Source organism: Billgrantia kenyensis, from assembly GCF_013697085.1.
Classification (GTDB): Bacteria; Pseudomonadota; Gammaproteobacteria; order Pseudomonadales; family Halomonadaceae; genus Halomonas; species Halomonas kenyensis.
Map to the genome: position 1 here is coordinate 139,522 of NZ_JACEFT010000005.1, position 16,346 is coordinate 155,867.

Consider the following 16,346-nt stretch of genomic DNA (forward strand, 5'->3'; position numbering starts at 1 on the left):
TTCCGCGAAGCTTGCATCATTGGTGGGGCGGGCCTACATTGCGCGACTCACTATTCGGCACCGTTCTAAGGAAGCACTGCACAAATCGGCGAGCGAGATGAAGCGCAAGGCGCACGGAGCACAGGAACCGGAGCATATGGGGTATATGTGAGGATTCCGCGCACCGCGCAACGCAGCGATTCGCTCGCGTAGGTATTTGTGCAGCGCTTCCCCATGACGCGACTCAAGAGGCTCAGCTCATGGCCAACCGCCTGCTTCCCGAATGGCACCCCCAGGATGCCATCCAGCTCACCTGGCCCAGCCCGCAAAGCGACTGGGCGCCTTTGCTCGAGCGTATCGAGGCCACCATGGAGGCCATGGTTGTCGCGATCACTCGCTATCAAGATGTGCTGATCGCAGTACCTGATGCCGCTATCCGGACCCACCTGGTAAAGCGCTTCGCCAACCTGGGAGTCGATGCCGCGCGCCTGCATCTGGTAGTGGCAGAGTCCGACGACACCTGGGCACGAGACCACGGCCCCATCGCCATTGAGCGCGACGGCCGCCCGGTGCTGCTCGACTACGTCTTCACCGGCTGGGGCGGAAAGTTCGACGCCCGGCGCGACAACCAGCTGACCGGCAGGCTGGCCGAGGCCGGCGCCTACGCCTGCCCGGTGGAGAGCCGCGAAGTGATACTCGAGGGCGGCGCCATCGACACCGACGGCGAGGGTACTCTACTCACCACTGAGGCCAGCCTGCTCAATCCCAATCGCAATCCACAGCTCGACCGCGAGGCAGTGGAAGCCCTGCTCGAGGCCGACCTCGGTATCAATCGCGTGCTGTGGCTGGCCAGCGGACATCTGGAAGGCGACGATACCGACAGCCACGTCGACACCCTGGCGCGCTTCTGCGACCCGCACACCATTGCCTACGTGCGCTGCGACGACGAATCCGACCCCCACTACCCGGCGCTGGCCGCCATGGAGAAGGAGCTCGAGGCGCTGCGCCGCGCCGATGGCGAGCCCTATCGCCTGGTGCCGCTGCCCTGGCCGCGCCCTTGCTACGACCCGGTGGACGGGCATCGCCTGCCGGCCACCTACGCCAACTTCCTGATCGTGAACTCCGCGGTACTGGTGCCTGTCTATGGGGACGCCGCCGACAGCCGGGCGCTTGGCGCCCTGGCCGACGCCTTCCCCGGTCGCGACATCGTGCCGATCGACTGCCTGAGCGTGATTCGCCAGCACGGCAGCCTGCACTGCCTGACCATGCAGCTCCCCCGGGGCAGCCTGAACGTCGCCACTCAGCAAGGAGAGACATCATGACCCGCACCCTCAAGGTCGGCCTGGTCCAGCAACCCGCCTGGCCCGACAAGAGCAAGAGCCTGGCCGAGAGCGAAGCCGGTGTGCGCGAACTGGCCGCCGCGGGCGCCGAGCTGGTGCTGCTTCAGGAGCTGCATGCCACCCACTATTTTTGCCAGTACGAGGCCACCGAGCTGTTCGACCTGGCCGAGCCGCTGGATGGCCCTACCGGGCAGCGCCTGGCGGCGCTTGCCGCGGAGCTCGGCATCGTGCTGGTGGGCTCGCTGTTCGAGCGCCGTGCACCGGGGCTCTACCACAACACCGCCGTGATCTACGACGGCGACCGCGGTCGGGTCGGCCTGTATCGCAAGATGCACATCCCCGACGATCCGGGCTTCTACGAGAAGTTCTACTTCGCCCCGGGGGATCATGACGACAGCCGCCAGCAGGGCTTCCAGCCTATCGATACCTCGGTGGGTCGACTCGGCTTGCTGGTATGTTGGGACCAGTGGTATCCCGAAGCGGCGCGCCTGATGGCCCTGGCCGGGGCGGAAGTGCTGCTCTACCCCACCGCCATCGGCTGGAGTCCCTCAGACGACGACGGCGAGAAAGCACGCCAGAAGGAGGCCTGGACGCTGATCCAGCGCAGCCACGCGGTGGCCAACGGCTTGCCGGTGATCGTCGCCAACCGCACCGGCCACGAGCCCGACCACTCCGGGGTGGGGGAAGGCATCGACTTCTGGGGCGGCAGCTTCGTCGCCGGCCCTCAGGGTGAGCTGCTGGCTCACGCCGGCACCCAGGCCGAGCGCTTGCTGGTCACGCTCGACATGAGCCGTGGCGAGGACGTGCGGCGCATCTGGCCGTACCTGCGCGACCGCCGCATCGATGCCTATGGCGACCTGACCCGGCGCTACCGGGACTGAAGGGAGCCGTGAGCCACGCACCAGTATAAGCGGCTCTGAAGACAAGCCGGAGAGGAGGTGTGTTGCTTTCCCTCAGATCAGCCGCGAGTAAAGCCCACAGAGACTTATCAGATACGACTGATAAAGAAAAACCCACCGCTGCCACAGCATGCGGTGGGTTTTCGTTTAGCGCCAGGTTCAGGCGTCCGGCGCTTTCCAGAAATCGCGGATCGAGGCGATGCCCTGGGCACCCACCGCGCGGGCGTGGTTGGCGTCATGCCGGGTCATCCCGCCCAGCGCGAACACCGGCATGGCGGCACGCTCCACCAGCTGCTGGAAGTCGTGCCAGCCCATCGGCGCCACCTCAGGGTGCGACGGCGTGGTACGCAGCGGCGAAAGCGTGACGAAGTCGCAGCCGATACGAGCCGCCTGGCCGAGCTGCTTGCGATCGTGGGTCGAGGCCGCCAGCCACTTGTCCTCGGCGATAGGACGACGTTCCAGGCTCATCAGCCGCTCGCTGGTGAGGTGGATGCCGTCGGCGTCGACCCTGTCGAGCAGCGTCGGCTCGGCATTCAGCAGCAGGCGGGCCCCGTGCTGGCGGCACAGCGCCAGGGCACGCTCGGCGCGGGCCAGGTAGGCAACTTCATCCAGCGTCTTGGCGCGCAGTTGCACCAACCGTACGCCATCCTCCACCAAGGCACGCTCGAGGCAGGCATCAAAGACCGTTTCATCGGCCTCCTCGGCGGTGATCAGGTACTCGGTAGGCAGCATCACCGCCTGCAGGATCGGCAGGTTGGCAGCCGGAAACGGGTAGTTGACCAGTTCCTCCAGCGGCACCCAGCGCACTGCCTGGCCCTCGCGCCCGAAAGGCTCGCCGTTGAAATCATGGACCTGCCAGACATCCAGCAGAATATGCTTGTCTGGATACTCGTGGTGGACACGAATCAGCGGCTGGGCACGCCTGATCTCCACGCCAAGTTCCTCGTGAAGCTCACGCTTGAGGCCTTCCAGCCCGGTCTCGTAGGGCGCCAGCTTGCCCCCCGGGAATTCCCAAAGGCCGCCGTGGTCGACGTTGGAGGGGCGACGAGCGATAAGCGCTTTCCGGCCATCGCTGCTGAGGATGGCGGCCGCCGCCACGTGCACCCTTCTCTTCACCATTACGTTCATTGACTCCTACCCGCTTGTCCCGCAACGTCATGCGCGTTGCGGGGGTGATGTTCTTGCCTTGCGGCCCTTTCCAGCTTGCCTAGCTGCGATAGTCGGCGTTGATGCTGACGTACTCCTGAGAAAGGTCGGTGGTCCACACCGTTGCGCTCTCTTCGCCTCGCCCCAGGTCGATACGGATGGTGATTTCTTCCTCACGCATGATCCGGCTCCCCTGCTCCTCGGTGTAGCCGTTGGCTCGTCCACCGTTCTCCACCAAGCGTACGTCACCCAGATCGATGGTCACCCGGGACACGTCGAAATCGCTCACCGGAGCCCGTCCCACTGCTGCCAGTATACGCCCCCAGTTGGCATCGGAAGCGAACAACGCCGTCTTGACCAGCGGAGAATGCGCCACGGTAAAGCCCACCTCCAGTGCTTCCTCCCGGCTCGCTGCTCCCTGCACCTGCAAGGTGACGAACTTGGTGGCGCCCTCGCCATCGCGAACGATGGCCTGGGCCAGCTCGGTCATCACCCGCTGCAAACCGTTGCGGAAAATGACGATCTCCTCGTCGCTCGTCAGCGTGGCGCCGCGCCCCGTGGCGATCAGCATGCAGGCGTCGTTGGTGGAGGTATCGCCATCCACGCTGATGCAGTTGAAGGAGCGCTCCACCGTCTCGCGCAGCAGCGAATCGAGCAGGGGTTGCTCGATCGCGGCATCGGTGGCGACAAAAGCCAGCATGGTAGCCATGTTGGGCTTGATCATGCCCGAGCCCTTGCTGATGCCGTTGATGGTCACCTTGCGATCACCTAATTCCAGCTCCACGCTGGCGCCCTTGGGGCGGGTGTCGGTGGTGAGAATGCCCTCGCCGGCGTGCCTCCATGCCTCGCTGTCTTCCGCCAGAGAATCGAGCGCCGGGGCGAGCCCGGCCAGCAGCCGCTCCATGGGCAGCGGCTCACCGATTACCCCGGTGGAAAACGGCAGCACACTGTCAGCCGGCACACCGGCAAGCCTGGCCAGCTCGGCACAGGTGGCATGCGCATCCCGTAGACCGATCTCGCCGGTACCGGCATTGGCGTTGCCGGTATTGATCACCAGCAGGCGAGGCCCCTCGCCGCGCGCCTGGCAAGCGGCAAGCGATGCCTTGGCCACGCTGACAGGAGCCGCGCAGAAGGCGTTGAGCGTGAAGCTTCCCGCCACCCGCGCCCCCTCGGGAACCTGGATCACCACCAGGTCACGGCGCCCGGACTTCTTGATGCCTGCCATGGCAGTTCCCAGGCGCACCCCTTCGATGACCGGCATGACCGGAAAACGTGTCTCACCCACTGCCATGGAACGCTTACTCCTCAGTTAATTGGGTCGTCAACCTGCCGAGTGACCAAGCGCCCGGGATGTACCGCAGGCGCATGAAGCTCAGGCATCGATTCAGCTCAACTGGCCGCAGCACTGCTTGTACTTCTTGCCAGAACCGCAGGGGCAGGGATCGTTGCGCCCCACCTTGGGCCCCTCACGACGCACGGGTCGGCCGTCACTACCCGGCGCCGCTGCCGGCTGGGTCTCGTCGTCGACCGCTACGTCCTCGCGGCGGCTGTCGGCGGCGGCCTTCTCCCGCTCCAGGGCCTCGCGGCGCTGGCGCTCGAGCTCGTCCACCTCTTCCGGGCGACGCACCTGTACATGGCTGGTGATGCGAGTGATATCGGACTTGATGTTGGTCAGCAGCGACTGAAACAGCTCGAAGGACTCGCGCTTGTACTCCTGCTTGGGGTTCTTCTGCGCATAGCCGCGCAGGTGAATGCCGCGACGCAGGTGGTCCATCGATTGCAGGTGCTCCTTCCAGCGCGTGTCGAGCACCTGGAGCATGATCTGCTTTTCAAAGCGGCGCATCAGCTCGACACCGGCAGTGTCGATCTTGTCCTGATAGGCCTTGCGGTGCATTTCGTGGAGCCGCTCGCGCAGCTGTTCCTCGTGGAAACGCTCGTCCTGCTCGGACCACTCCACCACCGGGGCGTCGAGATTGAACTCGGTCTTGAGATGCTCCTGCAGGCCGGGAAGGTCCCACTGCTCAGGAAGGCTCTGGGGTGGCACGAACTCGCTCACGGCAAGGTCGAGCACCTCGTTGCGAATGCCCAGCACGTTCTCGGAGACGTCCTCGGCAGCGAGAATCTCATTGCGCTGCTCGTAGATCACACGGCGCTGGTCGTTGGCCACGTCGTCGTATTCGAGCAGCTGCTTGCGGATATCGAAGTTGCGACTCTCGACCTTCTTCTGCGCCCGCTCAACGGCGTTGGTGACCATCTTGTGTTCGATGGCCTCGCCGCGCTCCAGGCCCAGCGCCTTCATCATGCGCTGCACCCGATCGGAGCCGAACAGGCGCATCAGGCTATCTTCCATGGAGAGGAAGAAGCGCGTGGAACCCGGGTCGCCCTGGCGACCGGCACGACCACGCAGCTGATTATCGATGCGCCGCGACTCGTGACGCTCGGAGCCGACCACGTGCAGGCCGCCGGCTTCCAGCACCGCCTCGTGGCGCATCCGCCACTCCTCACGCAGCTGGTCGAGCTGCTCCTGGGTGGGATTCTCGAGCTTGGCGGCTTCCGCCTCCCAGTTGCCGCCCAGCACGATGTCGGTACCGCGGCCGGCCATGTTGGTGGCGATGGTAACGGCGCCCGGCCTGCCGGCCTGGGCGATGATCTCGGCCTCGCTCTGGTGCTGCTTGGCGTTGAGCACGTTGAAATCGATCCCCGCCTGCTTCATCAGCCCCGCCAGGTACTCGGAGGTCTCGATGGAAGCGGTACCCACCAGTACCGGGCGACCGGCCTCGGTCTCGGCCTTGACGTCGTTGATGATGGCCTCGAACTTCTCCTCTGCGGTGAGGTAGACGAGGTCATTGAGGTCGCGACGCACCAGGGGCCGATTGGTGGGAATGACGATCACGTCCAGGCCGTAGATCTGGCGGAATTCGAAGGCCTCGGTGTCGGCGGTGCCGGTCATGCCGGCCAGCTTGTCGTAGAGGCGGAAGTAGTTCTGGAAGGTGGTCGAGGCCAGGGTCTGACTCTCGCGCTGTACCGGCACCCCTTCCTTGGCCTCCACCGCCTGGTGCAGGCCCTCGGACCAGCGACGCCCCGGCATGGTGCGGCCGGTATGCTCGTCGACGATCACCACCTGGTTGTCGGAGACGATGTAGTCGACGTCGCGATGGTAGAGGTGGCGTGCGCGCAACGCCGAGTGCATGTGATGCAGCAGGTTGAGGTTCTGCGCGGCGTAGAGCGAATCCTCTTCACCCAGCAGACCTTCGGCGCGCATCAAGTCCTCGACCTTGTTATGGCCGGCCTCGGTGATCTCGACCTGCTTCTGCTTCTCTTCGAGGGTGAAGTCGCCGGTGACAGGAATGTCGGCATCCTCGGAGACTTCGCCTTTCTCGAGCTGGGCTGCCAGCCGGTCGACCACCTTGTAGAGCTCGGTGTTCTCATCGACTGCGCCGGAAATGATCAGCGGCGTACGCGCCTCGTCGATGAGGATCGAGTCCACTTCATCGATGATGGCGTAGCTCAGGCCACGCTGGACCTTGTCCTCCAGCGAAAAGGCCATGTTGTCGCGCAGGTAGTCGAAGCCGTACTCGTTGTTGGTACCGTAGGTGATGTCGCAGGCGTAGGCAGCACGCTTCTCTTCTGAGGTCTGGCCGGCATAGATGGTGCCCACCGTCAGCCCCAGGAATTCATAGAGCGGGCGCATCCACTCGGCGTCGCGCCGGGCCAGGTAGTCGTTCACGGTCACCACGTGCACGCCATCGCCGGGCAGCGCATTGAGGTAGACCGCCAGCGTGGCCACCAGCGTCTTGCCCTCCCCGGTCTTCATTTCGGCGATGCGCCCGCGATGCAGGGTCATGCCGCCGACCATCTGCACGTCGAAATGGCGCATGCCCATCACCCGCTTGCTGGCCTCGCGCACCGTGGCGAAGGCCTCGGGGAGCAGGGTGTCCAGGCTCTCGCCAGCTGAGAGGCGCTCGCGGAGCTCCACCGTGCGGGACTGAAGCGCGGCATCGTCGAGCGCTTCGAACTGCGGCTCCAGGGCGTTGATCTGCAAGACCTGGCGCTGCATGCGCTTGACTTCGCGGTCGTTCTTGGAGCCGACGACCTTACGTAACAATGTATTGATCATGGAACGTCCATTCTTGGTGTCACATTCAGCCGGCACTGCACTGGGCGGATCCCAGTCGTGGCCGACAGTTTTCATTTCAATTGAAGCGTGACACCAGCGGTGGACCTCGGCGGGTCAGGACGTCATGGGCGGCAGCCCAGCGGTAGCGCTGCGGCGGCCTGCGCGGCGGCTCGCTGCGTCTTGCCGAGGCCAGCGGACGCCGCCGCGGCCAGTGGGGCAAGGCACGCCGTCTCGCCACATAGCGGCAGCGGGCGCGCATCAAGGTCGGAGCAAGAATGCAGGTCTGAACGACGCGCTCTGCCAGGCGCAGGGTTTCGGCCTGGGTCAGGCCTGCCGGCAACAGACAGCTTACCAGCAGCCCGGCGAGCCACCAGCGCGACCGTTGGCGACTGCGCATCGCCGCAGTCGAGGGGCCGGCGGCGCTACGATCCTGTGGCTGGGCGGCGGTCATGCTGTCGCTGATCTCCGGGCATGCTAGGCTTGGCGAGTTGGATTGGCCGAGAAACAAGCCCATGAGTATAAAGGTTAAGCGCTCACGAGCACAGCCCATGTCTCGCCTGTTGGGGGGGAATGGCGAGCTCGCGCCACTGATGCGCACGGCGAGGCTGATTGCCAAGGCGCAACAGTATCTGCGCGATCACCTGCCGGAAGAGGTGCGCGAGCACCTGTTCGTGGGCGGCTACCGCGACGGCAAGCTGACGCTGCTCACCGACCGCGCCGTATGGCTGACCTGGCTGCGCTACGAGCAGCCTCGGCTTCTCGAGCTGCTGCACCAGCTACCGGAATTCGCCGCAGTGAGCGGTTTCACCCTCAAGGTGCGCCCGGTGCGCCCGCTCAAGGTACCGCCGCGGCAGGTACGCACCCTGCCGGCCCCGGCCGCCGACGAAATTTCCGCCTGCGCCGCCGACGTCGAGGATCCGCGACTCAGGCGCGCCCTGGAGCGGCTCGCCTCGCATGCCGAACGCGGTGAGGAGTAGCCCCAGGGCTACCTTGGCCTCAATCAAGATGCTCCCTCACCCCTCCTCCAGCCGGTAGGTAATGCCGTCAACTTCGACCTCCTTGATCTCGTTATAGGAGACGGTGACCCCGTTGATGTCCCCGGGCGCTCCTTCGTGCTCCAGCAGATCGGTTTCCGGGACCACCTTCACCCCGGTCGCCCCGACGTGCTGGACACGGGCCGAGAAACGCCTGCCCTCGTGCTCGATCAACAGCCGCTCGCCGAACATGCAGCGCCCTACCTGAGCCAATAGCTCCGCCTCATTCACCTGTTTGACGGTCATCGCTCTCCTCCCTGTGTGATGTATCGGCCCATGCCGGGCCGGTGGGTCCCTCTCTCTGACCTTCACTGTAGGAGATGATGGCACACACGACATCCTGGGCGTTTCCCTGCACTGGTGGGAAGCCCGGCAACAACGCTATGCTTGAGCACTGCATGCATCGACACGACTCTTCCCCGGGACCACCATGACCCTCAGCAAGACCCAGTCCAGCTTCTACCGTCGCCTCTATCTCGCCCACCTGATCGAGCAAGGCATCGCCAGCGTGCCGGCTATCGTCGACGCCACCGGCATGCCTCGACGTACCGCCCAGGACACCCTGAAGGCGCTCGAGGAGTTGGACATTCGCTGCGAATTCCGGCCGGCGCCGGGCGAGCGCCACAACAGTGGCAACTATGAAATCGTCGACTGGGGACCCATCGAGCGCACCTGGGTGGCGCAGCACGCCGACAGGATTCGCCAGGCACTCGGCTATCCTACGCTGACATGAAGCGACTCGGCTGCTGTCTCGGATTGCTGATCGGCCTATCCCTGCCGCTGGCCGGCTGCACCGCGCCCATGGTGCAAACGCCGGGGCCGGCCGACAGCGTGCCGCAACTGGCCGCCTATCAGGTCCTTGCCGACGACGGCTATCGACTTCCGCTGCGCCACTGGCCTGCCAAAGGCGAGCCCGGCGCGGTAGTACTCGCCGTGCACGGCTTCAACGATCACGCCGGCAGCTTCGAAGTCATGGCACGGGCCCTCACCCCGCACGGCATCGAGGTCTACGCCCACGACCAGCGTGGTTTCGGCACCACCGACCAGCGCCGCGTGTGGGCGGGTCACGAGCGCCTGCGCGACGACGTGATCCTGATCGCGGAACTGCTCAGGGAGCGCCACCCCGACTCGCCGCTCTACCTGATCGGCAAGAGCATGGGCGGCGCGGTATCGCTGCTTGCCCTGACCGCCGAGAAACCGGTGCCGGTGGACGGCAGCGTGTTGATCGCCCCCGCCGTCTGGGGCCAGCAGGCCATGCCCTGGTATCAGCGCGCCGGTCTCTGGCTCGGCGTACGCCTGATACCCCAGGCCAGCTTCTCGATACGCACTACCCGCCGCCTGGGCATCGAGCCCACCGACGACGACGAGATCAAGCGTCAGCTCGCCGAGGACCCGCTGATCCTGCGCAGCGCGCGCATCGATACCCTCGACGGCCTGACCCGTACCATGGGGCTGGCCCTGGACGCGGTCGCCGACCTCCCCTCGCCCGCGCTGATCATGTACGGCGACGAGGACCAGGTCATTCCCATGGAAGCCTACTGTGCGCTGCTCGAACGCCTGCCGCAGGATGATGCGATCCGCCTGGCGTTCTATCCCGGCGGCTATCACATGCTGACTCGCTACAGCCAGCGTGACCGGACCGAACAGGACTTGGCGGCGTGGCTGCACGACCCCACCGCGGCGCTGCCCTCGGGACTCGAAGTGGCGCGCGAGATTCCGCTGTCCACGCTGTGTGATTGAGCGTTGTTCGCCCTACGGCATGAGGTTGCCAGTCGACGAAAAAAAGCGGCGGGCAAGGCCCGCCGCAAACCACCGATCAGTCGCACTGACCGAGAGAGATGCTTGGTGATGTCAGATCTCGAAACCGAGTCCGAATGCTTCCGGTGAGAGCGCCATCAGCGGCTCGGCACCGGCCTGGATCATGCGAGCATGAGCCAGGGTGCGTGGCAGCAGGCGCTGGAAGTAGAAGCGCGCGGTAGTGATCTTGGCCTGATAGAAGGCGGCGTCGTCATCGCCCTCGGCAAGCGCGGCATTCGCCTGCTTCGCCGCCCGGGCAAAGAGGTAGGCCAGGGTCACGTAGCCGGAGTACATCAGGTAGTCGACGCTGGCCGCCCCCACTTCCTCGCGATCATTCATGGCCTTCATGCCGATGCCCATGGTCAGCTCGCCCCACTCGGCGTTGAGCTTGGCCAGCGGTGCGACGAACTCGGCAAGCGCGGCGTTACCCTCTTCGGCCTGGCAGAACTTGTGGATCTCCTTGGTGAAGACCTTGAGGCTCTCGCCCTGGCTCATCAGCACCTTGCGACCCAGCAGGTCGAGGGCCTGGATACCCGTGGTGCCTTCATAAAGCCGGGTGATGCGCGAGTCGCGCACCAGCTGCTCCATGCCCCACTCCTGGATGAAGCCATGGCCACCGAAGACCTGCACGCCCTCGTTGGTGGCTTCGAAGCCGGCCTCGGTCAGGAAGGCCTTGACGATGGGCGTCAGCAGGCCCAACAGGGTCTCGGCGCGCTCGCGCTCGGCAGCGTCCTGACCGTGCTCGACGACATCGAGCATCTGCGCGGTATACAGCACCAGCATCCTACCGCCCTCGGCGAAGGCCTTCTGGGTCAGCAGCATACGGCGAACGTCAGGGTGCACGATGATCGGGTCGGCGGGTTTCTCGGGGGCCTTGGGTCCGGAGAGTGCGCGCATCTGAAGGCGATCACGGGCATAGGCCAGGGCGTTCTGGAAACTCGCCTCGGTCAGGCCCAACCCCTGGATGCCTACACCCAGGCGCGCAGCGTTCATCATGGTGAACATGCAGGCCAGCCCCTTGTTGGGCGGGCCGACCAGGTAGCCACGAGCGGAATCGAAGTTCATCACGCAGGTAGCGTTGCCGTGAATACCCATCTTGTGTTCGAGCGAGCCGCAGCTCACCCCGTTGCGCTCACCCGGGTTGCCCTCGGCGTCAGGCAGGAACTTGGGCACCACGAACAGCGAGATGCCCTTGGAGCCTTCCGGCGCATCCGGCAGCTTGGCCAGTACCAGATGCACGATGTTCTCGGCCAGGTCGTGCTCGCCGGCAGAGATGAAGATCTTGGTACCGCTAATGTCGTAGCCGCCGTCATCAGCGGGCACGGCGCGGGTCTTGATCAGCCCCAGATCGGTGCCACAGTGCGGCTCGGTCAGGCACATGGTGCCGGTCCATACGCCTTCCACCAACTTGGTCAGGTAGGTGGCCTGCTGCTCCTCGGTGCCGTGGTGTCGCAGGGCATCGGCGGCACCATGGGAAAGGCCCGGATACATGCCCCAGGCCAGGTTGGTGGAGCAGACCATCTCATTGAGCACCATGGCCAGGGAGTGCGGCAGGCCCTGACCGCCATGGGCGGGGTCGGCAGCCAGGCTCGGCCAGCCGCCCTCGACATACTGCTGGTAGGCAGCCTTGAAGCCCTTGGGCGCCTTGACCTCGCCACCCTCCAGCAGGCAGCCCTCCCGGTCGCCGCTCTGGTTCAGCGGCAACAGAACCTCGCGCGCAAAGCGGGCGCCCTCCTCCAGGATGGCCGCGACCACATCTGGCGTTGCCTCCTCACCGCCCGGCAGCCGGGCATAATGAGCGGGATAGTCCAGCATTTCGTCCATCACGAAGCGAAGGTCGCGCAGGGGGGCCTGATAATCGGGCATCTCTACTCTCCACAAAAGGTCGCCACAAAGGTCGCCTGAAGTCGGTGTTCAGGAAAGCAGCGGCAGCCGCTTTCAAACATGCGTTTGAAACTAGCTCGCACGCGCCTTTGAGTCAAGCGCTCGTTTTAATTCTTTTATCCAGAACACCCTTCACGCAGTGGAAGGAAGCAAAGCGAGCCTAAGGCATGGCCTCTTGGAGCCTGCTCCGCAGCGTCTCCAGCCGCGCCTTGAGCTCGTCGAGCTCCTCCAGGGGCTGGCCGCTGGCCATGGTGACGCAGTCGGGGATCTCCCGGGCCTGTAGCTGAAGCGCCCGACCCCGCTCGGTGAGGAACAGCTCGACAACCCGCTCATCCTGGCGACTGCGCACTCGCTTGAGCAGGCCGTCAGCTTCAAGGCGCTTGAAAACGGGAGTCAACGACCCGGTATCGGTCATCAGTTGACGGCTGATGGCTCCGGCACTCAGGCCATCCTCCTGCCACAGGGTGAGCAGGACGAGATACTGCGGGTAGGTGAGGCCAAGCCCCTTGAGCAGGGGCTTGTAGAACTTGGTCATCAACAGCGAGGTGGAATACAGCGTGAAGCAAAGCTGGCTATCCAGCCTGAGCGCGGAGCCGATTTGCTGGCGGGTCATGGCAGGCTCTCCCTGGTACTTGTCATGCAATCTTGTTGTGCGCCTTACGCTAGCGCGCCAGCCAATGCCTGCCAAGTGCCACGACCAACGCTCACTGCATTCGGATGCCGCCGTCGAGGCGGATCACCTCGCCATTGAGCATGGGATTGGTGATGATCTGCTCGGCAAGCCGCGCGAACTCATCGGCATGGCCTAACCGTTTGGGAAACGGCACCGATGCCGCCAGCGCCTTGGCAGCCTCGTCGGGGATCTCGCTCATCATCGGCGTCTGGAACACCCCGGGTGCGATCGCCATTACGCGAATGCCGTGCCGCGACAGCTCACGTGCCGCAGGCAGGCTCATTCCCACCACCCCGGCCTTGGAAGCGCTGTAGGCGCACTGCCCGACCTGGCCGTCGAAGGCGGCGATGGAAGCCGTGTTGATGATAACGCCGCGTTCACCGTCCTCGCCCGGTGCGTTCTTCGCCATCGCGGCAGCGGCCAGGCGCATGACGTTGAAGGTGCCGACCAGGTTGATCTGCACGGTACGCGCATAGGCTTCGAGGTCAGCGGGATTGCCCTCACGGTCGACGAGCTTGGCTACGCTGACCACGCCGGCACAGTGGACCACGCCAGCCAGGCCGCTGTTGCCACCCAGGGCCACGGCGGCATCCACGGCGGCCTGCATGTCAGCTGCCGAGGTCACGTCGCCACGCAGCGCACGGGCAGCGTTCCCCAACTGCTCGGCGTGTGCCTCGACGGCCTCGCTCAGGTCACACAGCACCACCCGGCCCCCGCCGGCAACGATGCGCTCGGCGGTAGCCGCCCCCAGCCCGGAGGCGGCACCGGTAATCAAAAAGCTACGATCCTTCACTTGCATATCGAATTCCTAAAGTTGACGGCTGAGCTCCCGGTGCCTCTCGCTTCAGAGGGCGTCATTGCGCAGCGCCGGTTTCGGCCTTCTCGGCGGCATCGGCGCGCAGCTTGAAGCGCTGGATCTTGCCGCTGGGCGTCTTGGGCAGGGTGTCGACGAACTCGATTACCCGGGGGAAGGCGTGGGTGGAGAGACGCTCGCGAACCTGCTGACGAATCTCGTCGGCCAGCGCGTCGCTCGCCTCGAAGCCCTCGCGCAGCACCACATAGGACTTGATGATCTCGCCGCGGATCTCGTCAGGCTGGCCCACCGCGGCAGATTCCGCCACCGCCGGATGCGTCAGCACGGTGTTCTCCACGTCGGTGGGCCCCACCCGGTAGCCGGCGGTGGTAATGATGTCGTCGTCGCGGCCGGCGAACTGGAAGGTACCGTCCTCGTTGCGGATCACCACGTCGCCGGTGAGGTAGTAGCCCTTGGCGAAGGGGTGTTTCTCCTGCCAGGTGTAGCCCTGGAAGAAGTGCGCCGGCGAGCGCTCGATGTCCACCGCCAGCACGCCCGGCTCCCCCGGCGGCAGCTCGTTGTACTCGGCGTCGAGGATGGCCAGGCGATAGCCGGGCATGGGCATGCCCATGGCTCCGACGTGCTTGGGATGCTCCAGCGCGTGGTGGTTACAGCAGGTCATGCCGGTTTCCGTCTGGCCGTAATGGTCCATCACCGGGCAGCCGAGCGAGCGTTCGACCCAGGTCACCACTTCGGTATTGAGCGGCTCGCCGGCGGAACTTGCCACGCGCAGATCGAGCTTTTCATGCGCGTCGTCGAACAGCCCCGAAGCCTTCATCAGGCGATAGGCGGTAGGCGCGGCGGCGAAGTTGGTGATGCGATGGCGCTGCATGAAGGCCAGCGCCCCTTCCGCGCTGAAGCCCGCCTCGCAGAAGTGGGTGGTCACGCCCAGCAACAGCGGGCCGGCAATGGCGTAATAGAGGCCGTAGGCCCAGCCCGGGTCGGCCATGTTCCAGAAGCGGTCGCTCTCGCGCAGGTCGATGGCGAGCTCCATGTAAATGGCAAAGGCCGGCATACCGGCAAGCGGTACCGCCACCCCCTTGGGCTTGCCCACGGTACCCGAGGTGAACATCTGCAGGAACGGTAACTCCGGGGAGAGCCGCGGCGGATTGGCCTCGATCGGCGAGTGGGACAGCGCCTCACTCCAGTCGAGGTCATCGCCGTGCCCTTCGCTGGGGCCACCCACGGCCAGCACCGGCGGGCACTGGGAGAGACCGTCGAACTTGAAGCGGTTGTCGTGATCGGTGATTACCAGCTTGGTGTCGGCACGGCCTAGCCGATAGTCGACGGCGTCGGGACCGAAGGCGGTGAACAGCGGCTGGTAGACCGCGCCGATGCGCCAGGTGGCCAGCACCGCCACCAGCAGCTGGGGCGAGCGCGGCAGCATGCAGGCGATGCGGTCACCCACGCCCAGGCCGCGCTCGGCGAACCAGCCGGCCAGCTTCGCGCTCTCGGTCTCCAGCTCGGCGTAGGTAAGGCGGCTGACGTGGCCCTGGGCATCCTCGTGGATCAGTGCCGGAACTTCGCCACGCCCGGCGCGCAGGTGGCGTCCGCAGCAGGATTCGTAGGCATTGAACTTGCCGTCGGCGTGATCGTCGAGCCGGGCGATGACCTCATCGATGGAGAAGCGCTCCATGAAGGCGGAATACCCGGGAAGCGATTGCGTGCTCATTGACTGCCCTCTTGTGCCTGATTGTGCTTGTTGTTGAAGCGCCGCCTCGACATCGCCGAGGTCGGGTCGCCGTTCCATTCCGCTTGGATCATTTCTAATTAGATACCGTTGACGTAAGCGTCAACCTATCAAGCGCTAGGTACAAGCTAGAAGCAAAGCCCGTGCGGGGCAACCCCCGGGGCTGGCGACGTGGGCTAGACCTTGGTCGGGGGCTCGAATCAGGGACGGGCGGAAGGGGTAATCATGGCCACCAGCTCGTGGGCCAGATCCTCGGGCTTGCGGGGGCCTTCGGGGTCGTACCAGCGCACGGTCCAGTTGAGCGCGCCCATCACGAAGCGCGACACGAGGAATCGGTCGCCGTGGATCAGGCCGGCGGCCAGGGCCTCGTCGATGACCTGCTCCCACAGCTCCTCGTAGGCGTCACGCAGATGGCTGAGATGGTCCCGCGCCGCCGCGTCGAGTCGCCGCCACTCGTAGAGGGCCACCACGTGGGCATTGCGATCGGTCAGCAGGGTCTGGAGATGCGCCCGGGCCATGGCGTGCAAGCGCGCCTCGGCGGAATCGTCGCATTCCTCCAGGGCCTGGCGAGCCAGCGTCAGGGCGTTCTGGGTGCCCTCCTCGATGACGGCGGCGAGAATCTCCTGCTTGTCGCGAAAGTGGTGGAACAGGCTGCCGGACTTGATGCCCATCTCCTGAGCCAGCATGCGCACCGTGGTACGGTCGAAGCCCTCCTGGACGAACAAATGCGCGGCCAGACGGGTCAATTCCTTGCGGCGGGGGGACTCGTTAACGACATTCATCGGGTTTACACTAGCGCTTGCTTGGTTGATCTTGAGAAAAACACAGCGGCGCAGAGAGGTCAACGCGCCCTGCCGCAGAATGCCCGGACGAGACGGTCGCAGGCCACTGCCAGGCCGGCTCATGACAAAGATAATCGGCTGAACCCAGGAGA

The 16,346-nt window shown here is 65.2% G+C and carries 15 protein-coding genes; 5 read left to right on the forward strand and 10 right to left on the reverse strand.

Translation table 11 applies throughout. The annotated features are described in order from the left end of the window. Positions 1-239 precede the first annotated feature (239 nt). Together H1D44_RS06875 and H1D44_RS06880 are read left to right on the forward strand one after the other, a co-directional pair. A complete protein-coding gene (locus tag H1D44_RS06875) occupies positions 240-1,301 on the forward strand; it encodes an agmatine deiminase family protein (protein ID WP_181514101.1) in 1,062 nt (353 codons plus the stop codon). Continuing rightward, entirely contained in the window at positions 1,298-2,200 is a 903-nt protein-coding gene (locus tag H1D44_RS06880; protein ID WP_181514102.1) for a carbon-nitrogen hydrolase, read from the forward strand. The genes H1D44_RS06875 and H1D44_RS06880 overlap by 4 nt, the downstream gene beginning before the upstream one ends. 177 nt (positions 2,201-2,377) lie before the next feature. Here H1D44_RS06880 and H1D44_RS06885 read toward each other — a convergent pair whose 3' ends face one another. The 4 genes from H1D44_RS06885 to H1D44_RS06900 form a co-directional block, all read right to left on the reverse strand. After that, the gene (locus H1D44_RS06885) at positions 2,378-3,337 is read right to left on the reverse strand and encodes a Nudix family hydrolase (RefSeq protein WP_181514163.1); all 960 of its coding nucleotides are present in this window, start codon (positions 3,335-3,337) and stop codon (positions 2,378-2,380) included. Positions 3,338-3,425: 88 nt separating this feature from the next. After that, positions 3,426-4,655 (reverse strand): bifunctional glutamate N-acetyltransferase/amino-acid acetyltransferase ArgJ, encoded by a 1,230-nt coding sequence (argJ, locus tag H1D44_RS06890; protein WP_181514103.1) that lies wholly within the window; start codon positions 4,653-4,655, stop codon positions 3,426-3,428. A gap of 93 nt (positions 4,656-4,748) precedes the next feature. Continuing rightward, a complete protein-coding gene (secA, locus tag H1D44_RS06895; RefSeq protein ID WP_181514104.1) occupies positions 4,749-7,481 on the reverse strand; it encodes a preprotein translocase subunit SecA in 2,733 nt (910 codons plus the stop codon). 76 nt (positions 7,482-7,557) lie between these two features. Next, entirely contained in the window at positions 7,558-7,932 is a 375-nt protein-coding gene (locus tag H1D44_RS06900) for a hypothetical protein (protein ID WP_238984418.1), read from the reverse strand. A 97-nt stretch (positions 7,933-8,029) separates the two neighbouring features. On the opposite strand from H1D44_RS06900, the gene H1D44_RS06905 reads away from it, so the two are divergent. Then, positions 8,030-8,458, forward strand: a complete 429-nt coding sequence (locus H1D44_RS06905; protein ID WP_238984417.1) for a DUF721 domain-containing protein — start codon at positions 8,030-8,032, stop codon at positions 8,456-8,458. A 36-nt stretch (positions 8,459-8,494) separates the two neighbouring features. On the opposite strand, the gene H1D44_RS06910 is transcribed toward H1D44_RS06905, so the two are convergent. Beyond that, a complete protein-coding gene (locus H1D44_RS06910) occupies positions 8,495-8,761 on the reverse strand; it encodes a hypothetical protein (RefSeq protein WP_181514106.1) in 267 nt (88 codons plus the stop codon). 184 nt (positions 8,762-8,945) lie between these two features. On the opposite strand from H1D44_RS06910, the gene H1D44_RS06915 reads away from it, so the two are divergent. Beyond that, a complete protein-coding gene (locus tag H1D44_RS06915) occupies positions 8,946-9,248 on the forward strand; it encodes a winged helix-turn-helix domain-containing protein (protein WP_181514107.1) in 303 nt (100 codons plus the stop codon). Next, entirely contained in the window at positions 9,245-10,255 is a 1,011-nt protein-coding gene (locus tag H1D44_RS06920) for an alpha/beta hydrolase (RefSeq protein ID WP_181514108.1), read from the forward strand. Before H1D44_RS06915 ends, H1D44_RS06920 begins: the two co-directional genes overlap by 4 nt. 111 nt (positions 10,256-10,366) lie before the next feature. Here the strand turns inward: H1D44_RS06920 and H1D44_RS06925 are convergent, their stop codons facing one another. The 5 genes from H1D44_RS06925 to H1D44_RS06945 form a co-directional block, all read right to left on the reverse strand. Beyond that, positions 10,367-12,178, reverse strand: a complete 1,812-nt coding sequence (locus H1D44_RS06925; protein ID WP_181514109.1) for an acyl-CoA dehydrogenase C-terminal domain-containing protein — start codon at positions 12,176-12,178, stop codon at positions 10,367-10,369. A gap of 178 nt (positions 12,179-12,356) precedes the next feature. Continuing rightward, positions 12,357-12,809, reverse strand: coding sequence for a MarR family winged helix-turn-helix transcriptional regulator (locus H1D44_RS06930; protein ID WP_181514110.1), 453 nt, complete (start codon positions 12,807-12,809; stop codon positions 12,357-12,359). 91 nt (positions 12,810-12,900) lie between these two features. Then, a complete protein-coding gene (locus H1D44_RS06935; protein WP_181514111.1) occupies positions 12,901-13,668 on the reverse strand; it encodes an SDR family NAD(P)-dependent oxidoreductase in 768 nt (255 codons plus the stop codon). Between the two features lie 55 nt (positions 13,669-13,723). Then, positions 13,724-15,394: an AMP-binding protein gene (locus H1D44_RS06940; RefSeq protein ID WP_181514112.1), complete on the reverse strand. Its 1,671-nt coding sequence runs from the start codon at positions 15,392-15,394 to the stop codon at positions 13,724-13,726. Positions 15,395-15,612: 218 nt separating this feature from the next. Next, entirely contained in the window at positions 15,613-16,194 is a 582-nt protein-coding gene (locus tag H1D44_RS06945; protein WP_181514113.1) for a TetR/AcrR family transcriptional regulator, read from the reverse strand. Positions 16,195-16,346: the final 152 nt, after the last annotated feature.

Coding starts and splice junctions, on each gene's coding strand:
- H1D44_RS06925 (WP_181514109.1), bottom strand. CDS start 12,178: ATGCCCGATTATCAGGCCCCCCTGCGCGACCTTCGCTTCGTGATGGAC.
- H1D44_RS06915 (WP_181514107.1), top strand. CDS start 8,946: ATGACCCTCAGCAAGACCCAGTCCAGCTTCTACCGTCGCCTCTATCTC.
- H1D44_RS06910 (WP_181514106.1), bottom strand. CDS start 8,761: ATGACCGTCAAACAGGTGAATGAGGCGGAGCTATTGGCTCAGGTAGGG.
- H1D44_RS06935 (WP_181514111.1), bottom strand. CDS start 13,668: ATGCAAGTGAAGGATCGTAGCTTTTTGATTACCGGTGCCGCCTCCGGG.
- H1D44_RS06930 (WP_181514110.1), bottom strand. CDS start 12,809: ATGACCCGCCAGCAAATCGGCTCCGCGCTCAGGCTGGATAGCCAGCTT.
- H1D44_RS06920 (WP_181514108.1), top strand. CDS start 9,245: ATGAAGCGACTCGGCTGCTGTCTCGGATTGCTGATCGGCCTATCCCTG.
- argJ (WP_181514103.1), bottom strand. CDS start 4,655: ATGGCAGTGGGTGAGACACGTTTTCCGGTCATGCCGGTCATCGAAGGG.
- secA (WP_181514104.1), bottom strand. CDS start 7,481: ATGATCAATACATTGTTACGTAAGGTCGTCGGCTCCAAGAACGACCGC.
- H1D44_RS06885 (WP_181514163.1), bottom strand. CDS start 3,337: ATGGTGAAGAGAAGGGTGCACGTGGCGGCGGCCGCCATCCTCAGCAGC.
- H1D44_RS06940 (WP_181514112.1), bottom strand. CDS start 15,394: ATGAGCACGCAATCGCTTCCCGGGTATTCCGCCTTCATGGAGCGCTTC.
- H1D44_RS06875 (WP_181514101.1), top strand. CDS start 240: ATGGCCAACCGCCTGCTTCCCGAATGGCACCCCCAGGATGCCATCCAG.
- H1D44_RS06905 (WP_238984417.1), top strand. CDS start 8,030: ATGTCTCGCCTGTTGGGGGGGAATGGCGAGCTCGCGCCACTGATGCGC.
- H1D44_RS06880 (WP_181514102.1), top strand. CDS start 1,298: ATGACCCGCACCCTCAAGGTCGGCCTGGTCCAGCAACCCGCCTGGCCC.
- H1D44_RS06900 (WP_238984418.1), bottom strand. CDS start 7,932: ATGACCGCCGCCCAGCCACAGGATCGTAGCGCCGCCGGCCCCTCGACT.
- H1D44_RS06945 (WP_181514113.1), bottom strand. CDS start 16,194: ATGAATGTCGTTAACGAGTCCCCCCGCCGCAAGGAATTGACCCGTCTG.